The organism is Nisaea sp. (assembly GCF_039990255.1).
Classification (GTDB): Bacteria; Pseudomonadota; Alphaproteobacteria; order Thalassobaculales; family Thalassobaculaceae; genus Nisaea.
The window spans coordinates 455,885-473,200 of record NZ_JBDXGG010000018.1; the positions used below are offsets into that span (position 1 = coordinate 455,885).

Consider the following 17,316-nt stretch of genomic DNA (forward strand, 5'->3'; position numbering starts at 1 on the left):
ACGAAGGGGACGGGCAGACATTAGCCGTCCTCTTCGTATTCAGGTGTTTCGCCGGCTCAGAAGTCGAAGAATACGGTTTCGTTCTCGCCCTGCAGATTGATATCGAACCGGTAGGCGCTATCTCCGGTCTTCTTGGCGATCAGGGTCGGCACCCGGTTCTGGTGTTCCAGCCGTGTCAGGATGGGATCTTTCGCGTTGGCGTCTGCCTCGTCCTCGAAATAAAGCCTGGTCTGCAGGCCGATATTGATGCCGCGCGCGACAATCCACAGACTGATATGGGGAGCCATCATGCGGCCGTCAGGGAAGGGGACCGCGCCAGGCTTCACGGTTTCGAAAACCCATTCGCCGGTTGTGTAGTCTCCGGCCTTGCGGCCCCAGCCGGTGAAGTTCGGATCTGCCGTGCCGCGATGCTCCTCCGGGCTGGGGTAAAGCCCGTCCGCGTCGGCCTGCCAGATCTCGATCATGGCATCCTTTAGCGGCGTTCCCGTGCCGTCATAGACGATGCCGGTGACGCTGATCCGCTCCCCCCTGGTCTGCTCGTTCACCATGGTGGAGCCGAGATCTTCGGGGTAGACGCCTTCAATGTCGCAGAAATTCGGCATGCAGCCGATGTGAACATATGGCCCCGCTGTCTGGCTCGGGCTTTCCTTCAGACGGTTTAGCGACTGCATCAGTTCCCCTCCAGTTTGTTCTCGAACAGGGTCGAGCGCTTGCCGCGCAGGACCATGTCAAATTTGTAGGCACGGGCATCCATCGGCACCGTGCTGTCCATGTCCAGAAGCGCGATCAGGCTTTCGATCCCCTCGCGATGGGGCACGACATCCACGATCGGGCATTTCCAGATCATCGGATCGCCCTCGAAATACATCTGCGTGATCAGCCGCTGGGCGAAGCCCTGCCCGAACAGCGAGAAATGGATGTGGGCCGGGCGCCAGTCATTGCCCCGGTTCGGCCAGGGGTAGGGGCCGGGCTGCACGGTGCGGAATTCGTAGGAGCCGTCCTCGCCGGTAATGGTGCGTCCGCAACCACCGAAATTCGGGTCCAGCGGTGCGATGTAACCTTCCTTTGCATGCCGGTAGCGGCCACCGGCATTGGCCTGCCAGAATTCCACCAGCACATTCGGAACGCCACGTCCGTTCTCGTCGAGCACGCGGCCATAGACAATGATACGTGGCCCGATAGCGCTCTCGCCCGACTTGGCAAAATTCAGGATCAGGTCGTTATCCAGCGCGCCGATCACGTTTTGGCCGAATACCGGCCCGGTGACTTCGCTGAGGGTCTGAGGCATGGACAGCAGTGCCCGGCTCGGCGAACGTGCCACAGAGGTTTTGTATTGCGGCGTCAGTGCTTCGGGTTGCCAGCCCCGGTCCCTGGCGAAAAACCCGCCGGCCGGCCTCTGGTTGGTGAGGCTCATAACTCCACTCCCATCTCTTCATAGGTCTTCTTGATGATTTTCAGCGCGTGGTTCGCGGCTGGAACTCCGGCATAGACGGCCACATGCATCATCGCTTCCCGGAGATCCTCCGGCGTGGCTCCGGTATTCGCTGAGGCGCGGACATGCATGGCGACTTCGTCCCATTGGCCGAGCGCGGCCAGCAGGGCGAGAGTGATCATGGAGCGTTCGCGCTTTGTAAGCTTGTCGCTGGCCCAGACCGTTCCCCAGGCACCTTCGGTGATGAAGCTCTGGAACGGCTCGTCGAATGCCGTCTTTGCCGCTTCGGCCCGATCCACATGGGCGTCGCCCAGTACCGAGCGGCGGATCTTCATGCCATTGTCAAAGCGTTCACTCATAGCGTCGTCTCTTCCCGAATTGATGGTTTCTATGTTGTCTGTTCAGGCCGTCACCAGGATGAGGGCGGGATAGCGGGCCTTGATCCTGTCATCGTTCATGGCAACTTCGAGATTGCGCCGGGCTAGGCGGGCATGCTCGCGGGCGAGGGCCTCGGCCCGGCTGCCTTCGCGTAGCTCGATGGCATTCACGATTGCCCGGTGCTGCGATTGGGCCAGAACCAGTGAGCCGTGAAATTCCGGCAGGTCCCGCTGCACCATGAGGAGTGCGTTCGGACTGGCAAAAGGCAGTCCGGTCAGTCGGTCAATTTCCCGTGCGATAACAGAACTGTCGCAGCTCTCTTTCAACAGGCCGTGGAAGGCCGCATTGCTGGCGGTGTAGGAAGCATGATCGATGTCGCTCTCCGGGACTTGAAGCAGTGCATCAATCTCTGAAAGCAGCGTCTTGAAGGACATTGCCTTGGCCGGGGAAATGCCCCGCTCGGCAGCCAGTCGTGCGGCTGTGCCTTCCAGCACACCACGTAACTCAATGGCATCAAGGATATCATCGGTCGCGAATTTACGAACTGAGAAGCCGCCGGAAGGAATGGAGTCTACAGCGCCTTCCTGCTCAAGCCGAGCGAGCGCGGCGCGGACGGGGGTGCGGGAGAGTTGTAGTCGGTCGGCGATGGCCGGCTCGCTTAACCGGGCGCCGGGCTCGAAAACCCCGGAAAACAAAAGCTCCCTGATGCCCGATAGCGCACGTTCCGACTGGCTCAACGCCCGTTTCTGGCTTTCGCTCCCCAGCATCTTCGATTCCTAACTCCACCTGACGAGGGCGAATGTTACGTATTTCACGCCAAGGTGTATACATTTCTGGGAAAGGAATTTTATAAATTCAATAAAATCAATTATATAAATTTTCGTTTTAAAGAAACTGTATACAGTTTTGTTTTTATCTGTATTGCTCTCTGCGTTTAATTCATCAGATTATTAGGGCTCCTTCGCCTAATCAGTGGCCTTTGTGTAGTTCGAGCGCCCAAGGTGGGCCGCACGGTGAGCGTTTCGGCTTAGAGATTTGTCAGAAATGCGGAAATGGGCGGTTTGCTTGATGCACCTGCCATTCAAGGGCGTGACTTTTCTGTGCCTGCGTTGACGGTCGGAAGGCTTTGATAAATAGTCCTCGGCGATAAAAAACTATCCAACTATCATATGTTAGATCGAATCATTAGGGCGCCGAGTGAGCACTGGAATGAGTTTCTCGACAAATAATTTGCGCCTGCGTCCAGTCATACTGACGTTGTTCATCATCCTGACTTTGCCGGTATTTCTGACCATTGTTGCGGTGAACTACGTTTCTAATCAGGAAGCGGCGAATATCTATGCGGAGAAGCTGCTTTATCGCTTCAACAACGAAGCGATCGACAGTATCGAGCAATTGTTCGACCCGATTAAGTCCCTGATCCGCAGCGCATCGGCCCTCGGCGGGGAGTTGCCGGAGTTTTACGAGGCCAACGGCTCGATTACCTATCTCCACAGCATCATCGAGCACAGCGATGTCATCATCAGCGCCTATGTCGGGTTGGAAGACGGCTCCTTCCGGCAAGCCCGGAAGATAGACCCTGCAGTCAAGGTGCATGGCAAGCTGCCGCCGGCAGGGACGCGCTACGCCGACCGCTGGATCAAGCGCGAACCCGGTGAAGTGCCGGTCGATCATTATATTTTTCTGGATGATGATCACGGTGAACTCGGCCGTTCCGAAAAAGGCACATCCTACGACCCGCGTGCCCGGCTCTGGTATGAAACCGCGCTGGCATCCGGCGGGATGTCCCTCAGTGACGTCGATGTTTTCGCCGTGCTGGATCTCATAGGCTTTACCATCGGCGCTCCCTTTTACGGAGCAGACGGAAATGTGCGCGGCGTTGCGGCTGCCGACATCACTCTGGATGGGATGTCGGACTACCTAGCCGAGAGCACGATCAGCCCAGCCACTATCTCATTCATCCTTGACCATCAGGGAGGCGTGATCGCCAATTCGCGCCAGGAGAAGACCTACGGCAACCGGAGCGGCCGTGCTGAGCTCATGCATATAACGTCGCTGAACGACGATCTGCCGGCAATTGCCTTCAGCTCGCGGCCGCGTGACGCCAAAGCGCAGGCCGATAGCAAAGGGATGTATGCATTCAAGCATCAGGGCCGGGATTATGTTGCAAGCCTGACGACGTTTCCGCCTTCCTTCGGCAAAGGCTGGCAGCTGTTCGTTGTTACGCCGCTCTCGGATTTCACCGGCACGCTGGAAGAACGAAACAAGCAGCTCTTCATCTTTGGCCTGATCGCCATCCTTGTACAGATCGTGATCATCTATTTCCTGTCAGGCGTGATCTCGGCACCTCTTGAGAGGCTCGCGATCAAGGTGACGAAGATCAAGGATCTGGATGTTGAAAGCCCGCTGTCGCTGCAGACCCCGATCCGGGAGGTTGCGCTGCTAGGGCGTGCCATCGACACACTCGACACAACGGTCAAGTCCTTCGCATCCTTCGTGCCGGTCGATCTGGTGCGCCAGCTTATCGATACCGATCAGAAGCTGGCGCTTGGCGGTTACAACAAGTTCCTCACTGTGTTTTTCTCCGATATCGAAGGGTTTTCGACCCTTTCTGAGTCAACACCCTCGAAGCAACTTCTGCATCGGGTTTCGACCTATCTCGAAACAGTGACTCGCGCGACCAAGCGGGAAAGCGGAACCATCGATAAATTCATCGGCGATGGCGTGATGGCCTTCTGGGGTGCACCGAGCCGTCTTGACGACCATGCCATGCATGCCTGTTTCGCGGCCTTGAGGATCCAGCATGAGATGGCGCGCCTGAATGCGGACTGGACGGCTGAGGGGATGTTGCCGCTGAACATCCGGATAGGTCTTCACAGCGACGCGGTTCTGGTCGGCAATATCGGGTCTTCGGACCGCATGAACTACACGGTGATGGGGGACGGTGTGAACATCGCTGCCCGACTTGAAGGCATCAACAAGGATTACGGAACGCGGATCTGTATCAGCCATACCGTCTTCAAGGAGGCTGGCGACCGGCTCTGTGTGAGGCCAATCGACGAAGTTGCGGTCAAGGGACGACGGGGCAAGGTGCCGATCTATGAGCTGGTCGGTGCTTACGATCTGGAACCCGAATTCGAGCCCGATGAAGACCTTGTCCGGCTTTGCCGTATGACACGCGGTGCATATGAGGCCCTGGTCGCCGAAGAGCTGGATCTGGCGCTGGAACGCTACAAAGCGATCCTGGAGGACTATCCGGATGATACGGTGGCTGCGGAAATGGCACGCCGTCTCGCTTTGAGACTGGCGAAAGACGCAACACCCACAGAAGTTTCAGATTGAGCAATGTCCGTTTTACGAGAGATTACCGTTGCGCCTTCGGCGCTTCGACCGAGCGAGTATACGGCGGCTCTGATACATGCCCTGCATCTCGATGTGGAGCGTGTCCGGGATGCGCATGCGCTGGAAATGGGGTCTGGAAGCGGTGTCGTTCTGGCAGCTCTCGCGCGTCTGGGGGCGGCCTCTCTCTGTGGTGTCGATGTCGAGCATGACGCGGTCGCCGCCGGAACCCTGCTGCTTGAGGATCTTGGGCACGGCCCGCGCAGCCAGATTCATCGCGGAGATATGTGGCAGCCGGTCGCTGGCCGTCGTTTCGATCTGATTGCGGCCAACTTGCCGCATTTTGCCATGGAGGATCACGAGGTTCCCGGGCGTCATTCGACATGGAGTGTGGGGGGGCCGGATGGCCGCAGGCTGCTCGACCCGTTCCTGACAGGTCTGCGTGATCATCTGGCGGATGGTGGCCGCGCGGTTCTCACCCATAATGGTTTCGTTGGCCTTGATCTATCGCGGGAGGCTGTCGCAGCGCACGGGCTGACACTTCGTATCGTCAAATCCGTGCTGGTATCGATCGATCAGGAGAAGCTCTCTCTGATGACTCCGTTCGTGCTGCGGGCAGAGGAAGGGAAATCGATCCATCGCTATGGGCCTTACGCATTTGCTGATATGCATATTGTCGAAATTGCTAAAGAAGATCGAGATACGCATGCGGGATAAATGGCGTTTTCTGCTGCTCGTTGCCGGTCTTTTCTTCACGGGCGGTGCTACGGCGCTGGCGGAGACGCCGGACGCGGCGCTTGATCGCCTGCTCGGCGACGCTCGCCTGGAGGCTGAAACGCCGGGGACGTGCGAGAAGCCCGACAACGACCGTCTGGTTCGGATCTTCTGTGAAGGCAGTATCAGGGCGGGTATCCGCGAAAAGTATCCGCTGTTCGGCACCCTCGAAGGCGATGAGCGTTTTGGCTACGGCGTGGATGTGGCGCGAGCCATTGCTTTAAGGCTCGGGGTCGAGCCCGCGTTCACCAGGGTTAAGGCGGCGACCCGTATCCCTCTGCTCGACGAAGACAAGATCGACGTGGTTCTGGCGACCATGGGGCACAACACCCAGCGCGACAGTCAGGCCCGCTTCATCCGCCCGCACTATTATCAGTCGGAGACCGTTCTGATAGGGCCGAAGGAGCTGCAGGTTGCCGGCTGGAAGGATATTGCCGGGCGCAGTATCTGTGTCACGATCGGCAACGGCTCGAATGCACAGATGATCTCGCATCAGGCCCGGCTCATGCTGTTCGAGGAAGCGACGGTCTTGCCGGTTCGCCTTGCCGATGAGACATGCATGCTGGCGGCGCAGGACAACAGTTTCTTCGCCTCGTATTTTACCGATGAAGATTTTGCCCGCAGGTTCGAGACCAAATTCGGTTTCGCGCAAGTCCCGTGGGGCATGGGCGTGGCGAACACGGGAAGCGATCGGCTGGCTCAGGCACTCGATCTTATGAGCCAGATCTTTCACCGCACCGGCGTTTTCCTTGAGATCGGGCGCAAGAATAGTATTGCCACCGGCTTTCTGGAGCACCAGCAGGAAGTCTGGACCCGCCCGGAATGCAATACGGCGGACGGCAATTCAAATGTCGAATGTGTTTTGCCTCCGCTCGACGCGGCTCTGGAGCCTACGTCGTTCGTGCATCGCGTCGTTGCTGCAGAGAAGTGGATGTCGGAGAAAACAGGACTGTCAGTGTCTCTGCCGATGTTCAAGACGGTACCCGCCTGGACGCTGTTCCAGAGCGGCATTCTCAATTCGCTTTATCTGGTTGTTGGCGCGTTGGGGGCAACTCTGTTCTTCGCCCTTCTGCTTGGCGCGCTGCAAAGTACGGAAAACGCTTTTGTGCAATGGATCTTCAAGGTCCTTACTGTGATCTTGCAGTCCTCGCCTGTCGTTTTGACTGTGGTCATCGCGGCGGCGCTCGCACAGGAGTTTTTCAGCTATTCTTCCATGGTTGCCATTGGCGCTGCCATCGTGGCGCTGGGTCTGATGAACGGCAGTAATGCCGGGCAGGCTATCGGTGAAGCGATGCATACATTGCATGCGGAGAATGCGGGGAAGGATGTCGCAGAGACCGAGCTGTTCGGTCGTGCGGTCAGCCGCTCGGCGACCCAGATTGTTTCTTTCCTGATCAATGCGGCCAAAGGTACACCCGTTGCCGCCTTCATCGGTGCGCCAGAGCTGCTGAGTGCTTTGACAGATATCACCTCCTTCGCAAGCGGTCGGGCGACGACCTACACGATGCTTCTGCTTTTCTATGTCCTGGTTGTCATGATCGTGGTCTGGCTTTGCGGCCGATTGCGCGGGGTTCTCGAAAGGAGGCACGCGTGATGTCCCAGTTCCCGAATCTCTCAGAGTTCCTGCCGCAATTGCTCGCCGGTATGGTGGTCAATTTCGAAATCGCCTTCATCGCGCTGATCATTGGCCTCGTTCTCGGTGGATTGCTCTGCTTGCTGAGTCTTTCACGCGGTGTTTTCAAGGTGATCGTCGCAGCTCTGGTCGGGGTGATGCGGGCGGCCCCGACCTTTGTCGTGATGTTCTTTCTGCTGAACGCGATCCCGCGCGGGGCAGCGATTACCTTCGGGGAATTAAGCATCGGTCTGGCGCCGTCGCCACTGATGGCGGTGGCATTATCCCTCGTGCCTTATTCCGCGTCATACGTGGTGGATAACGGGATCGAAGCGGTGATGCAGTTGCGCCGGGGCTCGATGCTGGGGGCGCTGCTGTTCCTGCCGAATATTACCCGGGCGTTTTTCGTGCTGGTGATGTCCTCCAGCACGGGGGCGGCCGTCGGCGTAACCGAAGGGATTTCCGTCATCCTGCGCGCGGCTGCGCCGATGACATCGCTTGCGGACAAGATGATGCTGTTCGCCATTGGTATTCTCTGCTTCGGACTAACCCTGCAACTCGGTTTCTTCCTGATGCGGCGGTTGCAGAGTCAGCTTGGCCGTTACGCAGTACCGGCCGGCTAACTAGAGTCCGATCCCGCTCTTCTCTGCACGCATGAGGCAGTCGTCCCAGTGTGGCGCGCCGCCGAAATGCTCGACCAGAATATCGATCAGCACGCGCACTTTGCCGGGGACATTGGCGCCCGGTGGCCGGATTACGTAGATGCCGTGCTCAGCGAGGGGGAAGTCCGCCAGCACTGGCTCGACGGCACCGCTTGAGAGGGCATCGGAGAGCATGAAGGTAGGCCCGCCGGTAATGCCTAGCCCCTCAATGGCCCAAGCGAGCAAGGCTTCTCCATTATCCGATCTCAATCGGCCTGACGGGCGGATGGAAACCCAGCGGTCGCCGTTGCGGAGGGTGATGTCCGGATCGGAGCTGCCTGTATAGATCAGGCAGTCATGGCTCGTCAGATCCGCAGGTTTTTCCGGTCGGCCGCGTCGGTTGAGATAGTCGGGGCTCGCCACCAGAATAGCGCGGGCGGGCCCGATCCGGCGGGCGATCAGGCTGGAGTCCCGCAATGTGCCGATGCGGATGGCGGCATCGAATCGCTCGGCGATCAGATCGACCTTCCGGTCGCTGAAAGAAACATCGATTTCGAGCCGGGGATGGCGCTTTGCCAGTTCGGAGAGAACAGGCACGACATGCCGCGTGCCAAAAGAGAGTGGGGCCGACAGGCGCAGGCAGCCGACAACTTCCCCGCCGTGCTGGGCGACGGCTTCCCGTGCATCGTCATATTCCGCGAGAATGCGTTCGCAGCGCATCGTGAATTCAAGTCCGGGCTCGGTCGGGCTGACACCCCGCGTGGTCCGATTCAGCAGCACAGTACCGAGATCGGCCTCTATGCGTGCGATGCGGCGGCTGACGATGGACTTTGATATGCCGAGATAAGCCGCCGCGCGGTTGAAACCGCGGCTTTTCACCACTTCGAGAAAGCAGCGCATATCCTCGATCTCGATCATCAGGTGTTCCTCTCAGAGCAACAGTATGGCGCGTTTTGCACCTATTCCGATCTGGAAAAAGGATCACTACCTTATCGGAAACGCACTGACCAGCAGACATTGGACCCAAATCATGTCGACCATTCTCGTTCTCACCAGCAGCGCCCTCGGCGATGCTTCCACTTCCGGACTGCTTATCGATGAAGCGGTCGCGAAACTTCAGGCTCAGCAGCCGGGCGCGACGATCATCCGCCGCGATGTCGGCGGGTCTCCGCTGCCGCACCTTAACGAAAACACGGTCGGCGTCATTCGAGGTGCCGAGGCTACCAATGACGAGCAGGTAGTTGCGAAAAAGCTGGCGGCGGAACTCGTTGGTGAACTGATTGCAGCGGATACAGTGTTGATCGGGGCACCGATGTATAATTTCGGGATCACCTCGACCCTGAAAACCTGGTTCGATCATGTGCTGCAGGCTGGCGTGACATTCAGCTATACTGAGAACGGCCCGCAAGGCCTGCTGAGTGGCAAGCGGGCGATCGTCGTCGAGACCCGGGGCGGCCTCTACAGTGAGGGCCCGGCCCAGGTAATGGATGCACAGGAGCCGCATCTGCGCGGCATGCTCGGCTTCATCGGTGTTTCCGATGTAACATTCGTCCGGGCTGAGAAGCTCGCCTTAGGTGACGAGGCCCGCAAAGAGTCCCTGACCGGTGCCCGCAAGGCGCTGGATGACGCGTTCGCAGTCGCAGCCTGATCCAAATCGTTACAAAGCAGCCGCCGGGTCGCTCCGGCGGCTGCTTTGTTTTTACTGTTTCAGGCGCGGTTTTTCGATATTCGCAAGATCGCAATGCGCGTCCGCCATGGCGGAGAAGTCCTGTTTGCCGAAGCCCCGGGCGCGTGCGGCGGTAAACATCTCGCGCGCGGCGGCGGCCATCGGCATTGGCACCTTTGCGGCATTGGCGGCCTGGATGATCAATGACAGATCCTTGTGAGCCAGGTCGACGGTGAAACCCGGCGAAGTATCGCCCTTCAGCACCTTGTCCGGCCAGTTCACCTTGAGCTGACCGTTCACCGCCGTGGTGCCGTAGATCACGTCCAGCGTCCGTTCGAGGTCGAGCCCGAAGCCCTGCGACAGGGCCAGCGCCTCGGCGTTGAACTGGCAGGAGGCGACGGCGAGGAAGTTGTTCACGAGCTTTGTTCGGGTTCCGGTGCCCACTCCGCCGCAGTGATAGACGGTGCTTCCCATGGCTTCGAGCATTGGCTTTACCCGCTCGAAATCCTCCGGCTCGGCGCCGACCATGAACAGGGATTCGCCCCTATCCGCATGCTGGGCAAGGCGGCCGACCGGTGCGTCGACAAAGCTCAGGCCCTTTGCCTTGGCGGCAGCCGCGAGTTCATCTGTCGTCTCCGGATCGACCGTGCTCATGTCCAGGATCAGCGCGCCTTTCGGAGCGTTCGCGATGATCCCGTCCGGCCCGGCGATAACCTCGCGGACAACAGGGGAGTCCGGCAGCATGGTCACGATTACCTCAGACTTGCTGGCGACTTCGGCAACGGTCGCAGCGCTCGATGCCTGCAGTAGCTCAAGCTCTTTAACTGCTTCCTGATTGATGTCGTTGACAACCAGCCTGAAGCCCTTGCGGCAAAGGTTGGACGCCATTGGGCGTCCCATGCGGCCAAGTCCGATAAAACCGACAGTCATTTCGCTTCTTCCTCCCAGAAGATGCCGAGACCGTTCGACTGGTTCAGCCTTGCCGGTCTTCATGCATTTGATTGAGCGCGGCAGAGAACCCTGCCGCAATCGATGGAAGAAGATTTACCACGCCGTGGGGCGTGAGGTCATTGGCCGGAAAGCGCAGGGCGTCGTTCCGCCGTGTCACGACCTGTGAATGCTCAGGCGCGCTTTATCAGGTCTCGCTCGTCCTGCCATGCCCACCAGCGGGACATCAGGTCGGCCACTTTCCGGGAAAACGGCTTGAATGGGACCTTCTTGAACGGGAGGTCGTCGAAGGCGGTTTCCGAGTCCGTCTGGCCAAGGATTCGGCGGGATAATTTCATCGCGAAGTAAAGGCTGCGGGTAACACCGGAGCCGCAATAACCGCCGGCAAGCCAAACGCCATCCTCAAAGCCGAGATGTGGGGAGTGGTCCGGTGTGTAGGCAACATCTCCGAACCAGACATGTGCGGCTCCGATGGGCTCAAGCTGCGGGAAAACCCGGATGGCCGCACTATGGATGGCGGCAGCGCGTTCCTCCGGGGTGCAGCCGGGCTCTCCCATGCGGCCACCAAAGATGAAGCGCTTACCGTCCGGTGACGGACGGAACCACATGAAGATCCGGGCGGATTCGCCGAACATCCGGCTTTTTGGCGACAACTCGGCCATCAGATCTGCTGGAATTTCTTCCGTAGCGATGGCGCCGGTCCGGATCTGCACCACCCGCTGATGCATGGCGTCGGTGCGGCGGTCGGCATAGCCGTTGGTCGCGACCAGAACGTCGCGTGCTGTGACCACCTTTCCGCCGCAGAAGATATCTGTTTCAGTGCCATCGCGGCGCATGCCTTTGACGGGCGTGAACGGGAATAGCATTGCTCCGGCTTCAACGGCTTTTGTTGCCAGGGCGTTGGCCAGCTTGCGGGGGTGAATACCGCCATCGCGGTGGTAGACCGCGCCGCCATCGAAAAAGTCCGTGCCGATCTCGGCACGTTGATTTTCCTTAGCTACCATTTCGAAAGGCAGGCCAACGGCCTTGTTCAGCTTCTCGCATTCTCGCGCTGTCGCATCATAGCCAGCGACGCTGCGGGCGCCTCGGAAGCGGCCGGTCATCTGCAGATCGCAATCGAGCTCTTCTTCCGCGACAAAGCGCTCAAAATAATCGAGAGCGTTCATGCCTTCCTGCATGATGGCGTGCGCTTTCGTCTCGCCGTATTGGGAGGTCAGGCCAGTAATGCCAAGCTTATGAAAACTGGGGCCGACCATGCCGCCGTTGCGGGACGAGCAGCCATGGCCGATTTCCTCGGCGTCGAACACAGCGACCGAGCGTCCCGCCCGTGCGAGATGGATCGCCGATGCAAGCCCGGTATATCCTCCACCGACGATGGCGACGTCGACACGCTCCGGAAGCGCGCTTTCGGGTTTGGCCTGGGCTGGGGCGGCGCTTGCGTTCCAGTAGATCGTATCGCTTGCCATGGTCTCAGTCCTTAACGGTCCAGCTGTCCCGGTGTTTGGCGGTTGGGAAACGGTCTTCGAGACCCAGCTCCGAGATCCGCTCGATGCTTGCCTCGAAAAGGGTGCGCATGATTGGCATGGTTTCCGGCTCCAGCGCAACACGGCGGATGGTGTCCTCGCGGCCCTGATAGGCCTCGTACAATGCACGCAGATCGGCAACGGCGTCAGAGTTGGAGACATCGATCCGGAGATCGTAGGTGTCGATGCCATATTCTCCGGTCACACGCAGTGCCGCCGAGCGAAGCGGGCCGAGTATCTCACCGCCACTGTCGCGCCCGGCTTCCAGTGCTTTCATCAGCCGTTCGGCAAGAGGCAGGGACGGATCGCGAGTAAAGGCGTCCGCCATCTTCTGGGGGACCTGAGGGTTGGAGAGGATATTGCCGAGCGCGAGACAGTTGCGGCCGACCGTGTGGGAGTAGATCGAATACATCCGGCGGCCGTGATAAGCGGCTGCCCGACCGTCGGAGTCGAGCGCGCCGATCTGGCGCCATTCGATATCGGCGGTCGAGTCGCAGACTTCCGAGACGACCGCATCCGCTGCGGTGCCTTTGGCCAACAGGGAGATGCCGAGATCACCGAGCCGACTGTCGGTTCGGTGCTGGGACAGCATGGCACCGCGCCCGTGGGAGAGGCGCACGCAGCGCGATCCGACGGCAAGATCGGATGTGGTGATCGCCGCGCCATAGCACCCCGTGCGCTCGCAGCGGCCGATGATCGAAAAGGTCATGTATTCCCCTTTGGCTCCCGGCAGGCGGGATGATTCTTTCAGGCGGGGTCGGTCGCCGGAAGCGGCACGCCCCTGTCTTCTGCTTCAAATTTTTCCCACATTGCCTCGGTCGCGGTTTGCGCTTCCGTCACGGCGGCACGTTCGTCGATGGTCAGTAATTCCCTGTTCCGCATCAGGAACCGGCCGTCCACCATGGTGTCTGTGACCAGTCCCGGATGTCCGTAATGCACCAGATTGGAGATCGCGGAAAGCCGCGGCGTCATGGCGGGCGTCATCAGGTCGATCATGGCGAGATCGGCCTTCATGCCCGGCGCGATATGGCCGATGCCCGGATGATCCAGCGCGCGGGCGGCATTCACGGTGGCGTAATTGAAGATGTCGTTCGGCGTCGGCGTGACCGACCGGCCATAGGCGCCCCGATGGATGGTCAGGCCTAGCTTCATGGCGTGGAACATGTCCTCGGTCATGTTGTCCGTGCCGAGTGCGATATTCACGCCGGACTCGAGGATCGCCTTTATCGGCAGGCTGTGTGGCCCCTTGGCGGACATTGAGGCCGGGCAATGGGCGAAGTGGGTGCCTGTCTCGGCCAGGATCTCGACATCCCGCTCGGTGCAGAATGTCCAGTGCACGGCCAGAAGGTCGTCGCCGAGGAAGTCGTTGCGCTGGAGATATTCCGTCGAAGTGCAGCCGTGCAGGCTCTCGACCTGCTTCTTCTCGCTGATGATCTGGCTGAGATGAACTGTGCGGCGCAGACTGTGCTGCGCGGCAAGCTTCTTCAGCTCAGCCAGCATCCAGGGACTGCAATTGTCCGGCGCATGGGCAGATAGCATCACCCGGACACGGTCATCCTCGGTGCCGTGGAAGCGCTCGATTAGATCGCGGGTGCGGGTAAGGAACGTCTCGCCAAATTCCCGGTCAAACCGGTAGGTGCCGCTGCCGACTTCGGTGGTAACCGCATCGGCGCAGCTTTCGGCGAGCCAGAGCCGGAGGCCGGTATCCACCATTGCTGGGGCGTAATCGGCAACATGGCGCAACGGGTCGACCATGGTTGTGGTGCCGGAGCGGATCGCCTCCGCGCAGGCAAGTCGGGCGATAGCGGCGCGCTCCTGCGGCTCCAGCAGATAGGAGGCCGGAACCATGTACTGGTAGACGAGATTACCCTCGATATCTTCGACCGTGCCCCGCAGGACAAGCAACACTGCGTGGGTGTGGGCATTGATGAGGCCTGGGGAGACCAGTCGGTCACTCATGTCGACGGGTTCGAAATCCGCGAATTCGGTGCCGTTCAGGTTCTCGGCTATGGCGGCGATCCGGCTGCCGTCGATGGCGATATGGCCCCGGTGGATTTCGGGTTTTCCATCCGCGCCATGGTGAATATAGCGGGCGTCACGCAGCAAAAAACGGTTCATGTCATGCGGTCTTCTTGCGCAGGGAAACAGCGGCAGTGGCTATCAGGGAAAGGACCACGAGGAAGGTGGCGACCGCCGCGATTGTCGGATCGATACTCTCCTGAATACCCTCCCAGATCTGCTTCGGCAGGGTATTCACATTGCGGACAGTCAGGAACAGCACGCCGACGATTTCATCAAAGCTGACGATGAAGGCGAAGGTGCCGCCGGTCAGCATGCCAGGGCGGATCGCCGGAACAATGACGGCGATCACTGTCTGCCAGACCGAGGCGCCGAGGCTGCGCGCGGCCTGGGTGATACGATGGTCGAGGTTAGCCAGCGCGGTAAAGACGGAGATCGAAACGTAGGGCAGGGCCAGCAATGTGTGGGCCAGGATGACGCCGAAATAGGTGTCGATCAGATCCAGCTTCACCCAGAACCGATAAAAGCCAAGGGACTGGACCACCGGCGGCACCAGGATCGGCACGATCAATACCCAGCGTGCGATGGTTGAAGCCCGGCTTGAGATCAGCCAGCAGCCGATGGAGAAGGCGGTGCCGAGCACGGTCGCGGCAACGGCCACTACGAGGCCGACCCAGATACTGGTCCAGGTCGCGCCGAGCCATTCGGCAGAGCTGAAATAGTTCTCATAGTGTTGCAGGGAAAGATGCTCTTTCGGCAGACCTATATAGCTGGTGTCGGTCAGCGAAATCGGAATGACCACAAGCATCGGCAGCAGCAGGAACGCGAGGACAGCCCAGGCGCCGGTATTGAAGAAGATGCGGAAAGGCGAGGTCTTCATCAGTTGCGCTCCAGCAGGGCCGATTTCAAGTTCACGAAGCGCGCGGCGATGAGCAGGACGAGTGCGGTCGCGACCAGCAGGGCCACCGAAAGCGCCGAGCCGAGGCCCCAGGCCAGGAATTCCTGGATCTGGTAGGTGATGTATTCAGAGATCATCAGCACGCGGCCGCCGCCGAGCAGGGCCGGGGTGACGAAAAAACCGAGGGAAAGAACGAAAACCAGAAGTGCGCCGGAGAACACGCCAGGCAGCGTCTGTGGGAAGTAGACCGAGCGGAAGGCCGTCCATTCGCTTGCGCCTAGGCCGCGGGCCGCGTCCGTATAGGAGCGGGAAATGCCGCGCATATTGGCCAGCATCGGCAGCACTGCGAAAGGCAGCATAACGTGGATCATGGCGATCAGAACGCCGAGTTCATTGTGCATCAGGCGCAGCGGGCTGGTGATCAGTCCGATATCGCGCAGGGTATCGTTCACCAGGCCGGAACGGCCGAGCAGTATGATCCAGCTGAAAGAGCGGATCAGCACCGAAACCCAGAAGGGCAACAGCACCAGGGCCAGCATGAGCGGCGTTAGCCGGGTAACAAAATTCGAGATTGCATAAGCGACAATATAGCCGAGCAGCAGGCATCCGACGGTGGTGATGGCGGCCACACGGAAGGTCAGGATGAAGCTGGTCTTGACCGCGTTCGACTCCGTCATCTTGACGTAGTTGCCTAAACCGGTTGCCGGTTCGGTGAAGGAAATCTCCCAGATGCCGAGAACAGGCAGGATGTAGAAGATCACCATGATGGCCAGCGCTGGCAGCACTAGCATCCAATAGCGGGTCTGGTCGTTCAGACGCGGCATGTCGGCTCCGGTCGCGGGAAAGGTGATCAATAAAGGAACGGGGCGGCTCCTGGAGGGAGGAGCCGCCCCGCCCGCCGGACGGCTTAGTTGATAAGCGCGTCCACGTAGAGTTCTTCAGCCGAGATCTGGTTCTTTGCGTACCAGGTGTCGTTGTACATGATCTGGGTGGCTAGGTTTTCCGGGCTGGACGGGTTCCATTTCTGCATGGAGTCAGGAACCAGCGCTGCCGCTGCCGGGTTAGCCGGGCCGCAACCGATCATTTCAAGCCATTTGACTTGCAGTTCCGGTGTCTGGGCGTGGGCGATGAACTTCATCACCTCTTCGGTGCCGGACGGGTTGTTCTTCGGGACAACCCAGATGCCCGGGGCGACGACGCCGCCGTTGAAGGTGACGGTGAAGGTGCCTTCTTCCATCTGGTCTTTCAGCAGATGTGCGCGGGTCGACCAGATGTTGCCGATGGCGACTTCTTCCTGCAGGAACAGGTTCTGGCTTTCGCTGCCGGAGCCCCAGACAATGATGTTCTCACGGAGCTGCCGGAACCGGTCGATGGCGGCCTTGATACCATCGTCGGTACCGAGAGCCTCATAGACGTCTTTCGGCGCGACGCCCATGGACATCGTGGCACTCTCCAGCATGCCGCGGACCGATTTGCGGAACGTCCGGATGCCAGGGAAGTCCTTGACGTTCCAGACATCTTCCCAGCTCTGCGGAACATTACCGCCGAGCAGTTTCGGGTTCGAGGCGAGAACGTAGGAATAAACGTAGTTTCCGACCCCATTGTTGTAGACGGCGCCCTCGAGCACCTTGGACTTGTCGACGATGCTGTAATCGATCGGCTGGGAGACGCCAGCCTTCTCCAGGATCAAAGCCGAGCCGGCGCCGCTGTCGCAAAGATCCCAGACCACCGCGTTGCTTTCGACCATCGCGCGGATCTTGCCGGCGGACGGGCCTGCGCCGTCGACGGTAACCTTGATGCCGGTTTCCTTGGTGTAGGTATCGCACATGACTTCCTGCAGGATGTCCTTGGCTTTACCGCCCCAGTTCACGACGATGATTTCCTTCGTCGCGGCCAGGGTCTTGCCGCTGAGTGCCGGCAGGATGCCAAGTGCGCCCATTGCGGCGATGAAACCGCGGCGGGTCAGTAGGCCCTGCTTGTAACGCTCGACGGCGATATCGACGATATCAGCCTTGGCTTCAACGTCGGTTGTTTCGATGATTTCGGTCATGTCTTTCTCCATATCGATGAAATCCCTGTTTCTTGC

Annotated in this window: 17 protein-coding genes; 5 read left to right on the top strand and 12 right to left on the bottom strand. The window is 59.6% G+C overall.

Annotated elements, in window-relative coordinates; all coding sequences use genetic code 11:
• Positions 1 to 56: 56 nt before the first annotated feature.
• Genes pcaG through ABJ076_RS12380 form a run of 4 tightly spaced genes read right to left on the bottom strand, consistent with a single transcriptional unit; the run spans position 57 to position 2,577 of the window.
• Positions 57 to 671, bottom strand: coding sequence for a protocatechuate 3,4-dioxygenase subunit alpha (gene pcaG, locus ABJ076_RS12365; protein WP_348189436.1), 615 nt, complete (start codon positions 669 to 671; stop codon positions 57 to 59).
• Entirely contained in the window at positions 671 to 1,414 is a 744-nt protein-coding gene (gene pcaH / locus ABJ076_RS12370) for a protocatechuate 3,4-dioxygenase subunit beta (protein ID WP_348189434.1), read from the bottom strand. The genes pcaG and pcaH overlap by 1 nt, the downstream gene beginning before the upstream one ends.
• Positions 1,411 to 1,791: a 4-carboxymuconolactone decarboxylase gene (pcaC, locus tag ABJ076_RS12375; RefSeq protein WP_348189432.1), complete on the bottom strand. Its 381-nt coding sequence runs from the start codon at positions 1,789 to 1,791 to the stop codon at positions 1,411 to 1,413. The genes pcaH and pcaC overlap by 4 nt, the downstream gene beginning before the upstream one ends.
• 42 nt (positions 1,792 to 1,833) lie before the next feature.
• Positions 1,834 to 2,577, bottom strand: coding sequence for a GntR family transcriptional regulator (locus ABJ076_RS12380; RefSeq protein ID WP_348189430.1), 744 nt, complete (start codon positions 2,575 to 2,577; stop codon positions 1,834 to 1,836).
• Positions 2,578 to 3,019: 442 nt separating this feature from the next.
• Between ABJ076_RS12380 and ABJ076_RS12385 the strand changes: the two genes are divergently transcribed.
• Genes ABJ076_RS12385 through ABJ076_RS12400 form a run of 4 tightly spaced genes read left to right on the top strand, consistent with a single transcriptional unit; the run spans position 3,020 to position 8,158 of the window.
• A complete protein-coding gene (locus ABJ076_RS12385) occupies positions 3,020 to 5,152 on the top strand; it encodes an adenylate/guanylate cyclase domain-containing protein (RefSeq protein WP_348189428.1) in 2,133 nt (710 codons plus the stop codon).
• A 3-nt stretch (positions 5,153 to 5,155) separates the two neighbouring features.
• Positions 5,156 to 5,866, top strand: coding sequence for a methyltransferase domain-containing protein (locus ABJ076_RS12390; RefSeq protein WP_348189427.1), 711 nt, complete (start codon positions 5,156 to 5,158; stop codon positions 5,864 to 5,866).
• On the top strand, positions 5,856 to 7,517 hold the full coding sequence (locus ABJ076_RS12395) for a transporter substrate-binding domain-containing protein (RefSeq protein ID WP_348189425.1): 1,662 nt from the start codon (positions 5,856 to 5,858) through the stop codon (positions 7,515 to 7,517). Before ABJ076_RS12390 ends, ABJ076_RS12395 begins: the two co-directional genes overlap by 11 nt.
• A complete protein-coding gene (locus tag ABJ076_RS12400; protein WP_348189423.1) occupies positions 7,517 to 8,158 on the top strand; it encodes a hypothetical protein in 642 nt (213 codons plus the stop codon). Before ABJ076_RS12395 ends, ABJ076_RS12400 begins: the two co-directional genes overlap by 1 nt.
• On the opposite strand, the gene ABJ076_RS12405 is transcribed toward ABJ076_RS12400, so the two are convergent.
• Complete coding sequence (locus ABJ076_RS12405) at positions 8,159 to 9,094, bottom strand: LysR family transcriptional regulator (RefSeq protein ID WP_348189421.1); 936 nt, start codon at positions 9,092 to 9,094, stop codon at positions 8,159 to 8,161.
• 112 nt (positions 9,095 to 9,206) lie between these two features.
• On the opposite strand from ABJ076_RS12405, the gene ABJ076_RS12410 reads away from it, so the two are divergent.
• Entirely contained in the window at positions 9,207 to 9,824 is a 618-nt protein-coding gene (locus tag ABJ076_RS12410) for an FMN-dependent NADH-azoreductase (protein ID WP_348189419.1), read from the top strand.
• 51 nt (positions 9,825 to 9,875) lie between these two features.
• Here the strand turns inward: ABJ076_RS12410 and ABJ076_RS12415 are convergent, their stop codons facing one another.
• From ABJ076_RS12415 to ABJ076_RS12445, 7 genes are all read right to left on the bottom strand, one after another.
• Complete coding sequence (locus ABJ076_RS12415; RefSeq protein WP_348189417.1) at positions 9,876 to 10,835, bottom strand: NAD(P)-binding domain-containing protein; 960 nt, start codon at positions 10,833 to 10,835, stop codon at positions 9,876 to 9,878.
• Positions 10,836 to 10,963: 128 nt separating this feature from the next.
• Complete coding sequence (locus ABJ076_RS12420) at positions 10,964 to 12,256, bottom strand: FAD-binding oxidoreductase (RefSeq protein WP_348189415.1); 1,293 nt, start codon at positions 12,254 to 12,256, stop codon at positions 10,964 to 10,966.
• A 4-nt stretch (positions 12,257 to 12,260) separates the two neighbouring features.
• Positions 12,261 to 13,022 (bottom strand): DUF1028 domain-containing protein, encoded by a 762-nt coding sequence (locus ABJ076_RS12425; RefSeq protein ID WP_348189413.1) that lies wholly within the window; start codon positions 13,020 to 13,022, stop codon positions 12,261 to 12,263.
• 38 nt (positions 13,023 to 13,060) lie between these two features.
• Positions 13,061 to 14,431 carry an amidohydrolase family protein gene (locus ABJ076_RS12430; RefSeq protein WP_348189411.1) on the bottom strand — a complete coding sequence of 457 codons (1,371 nt, stop codon included), beginning with the start codon at positions 14,429 to 14,431 and terminating at the stop codon, positions 13,061 to 13,063.
• 1 nt (position 14,432) lies between these two features.
• On the bottom strand, positions 14,433 to 15,212 hold the full coding sequence (locus ABJ076_RS12435) for an ABC transporter permease (protein ID WP_348189409.1): 780 nt from the start codon (positions 15,210 to 15,212) through the stop codon (positions 14,433 to 14,435).
• Positions 15,212 to 16,054 carry an ABC transporter permease gene (locus tag ABJ076_RS12440; protein WP_348189407.1) on the bottom strand — a complete coding sequence of 281 codons (843 nt, stop codon included), beginning with the start codon at positions 16,052 to 16,054 and terminating at the stop codon, positions 15,212 to 15,214. Before ABJ076_RS12440 ends, ABJ076_RS12435 begins: the two co-directional genes overlap by 1 nt.
• A gap of 83 nt (positions 16,055 to 16,137) precedes the next feature.
• A complete protein-coding gene (locus ABJ076_RS12445) occupies positions 16,138 to 17,280 on the bottom strand; it encodes an extracellular solute-binding protein (protein WP_348189405.1) in 1,143 nt (380 codons plus the stop codon).
• Between the last annotated feature and the right edge of the window lie 36 nt (positions 17,281 to 17,316).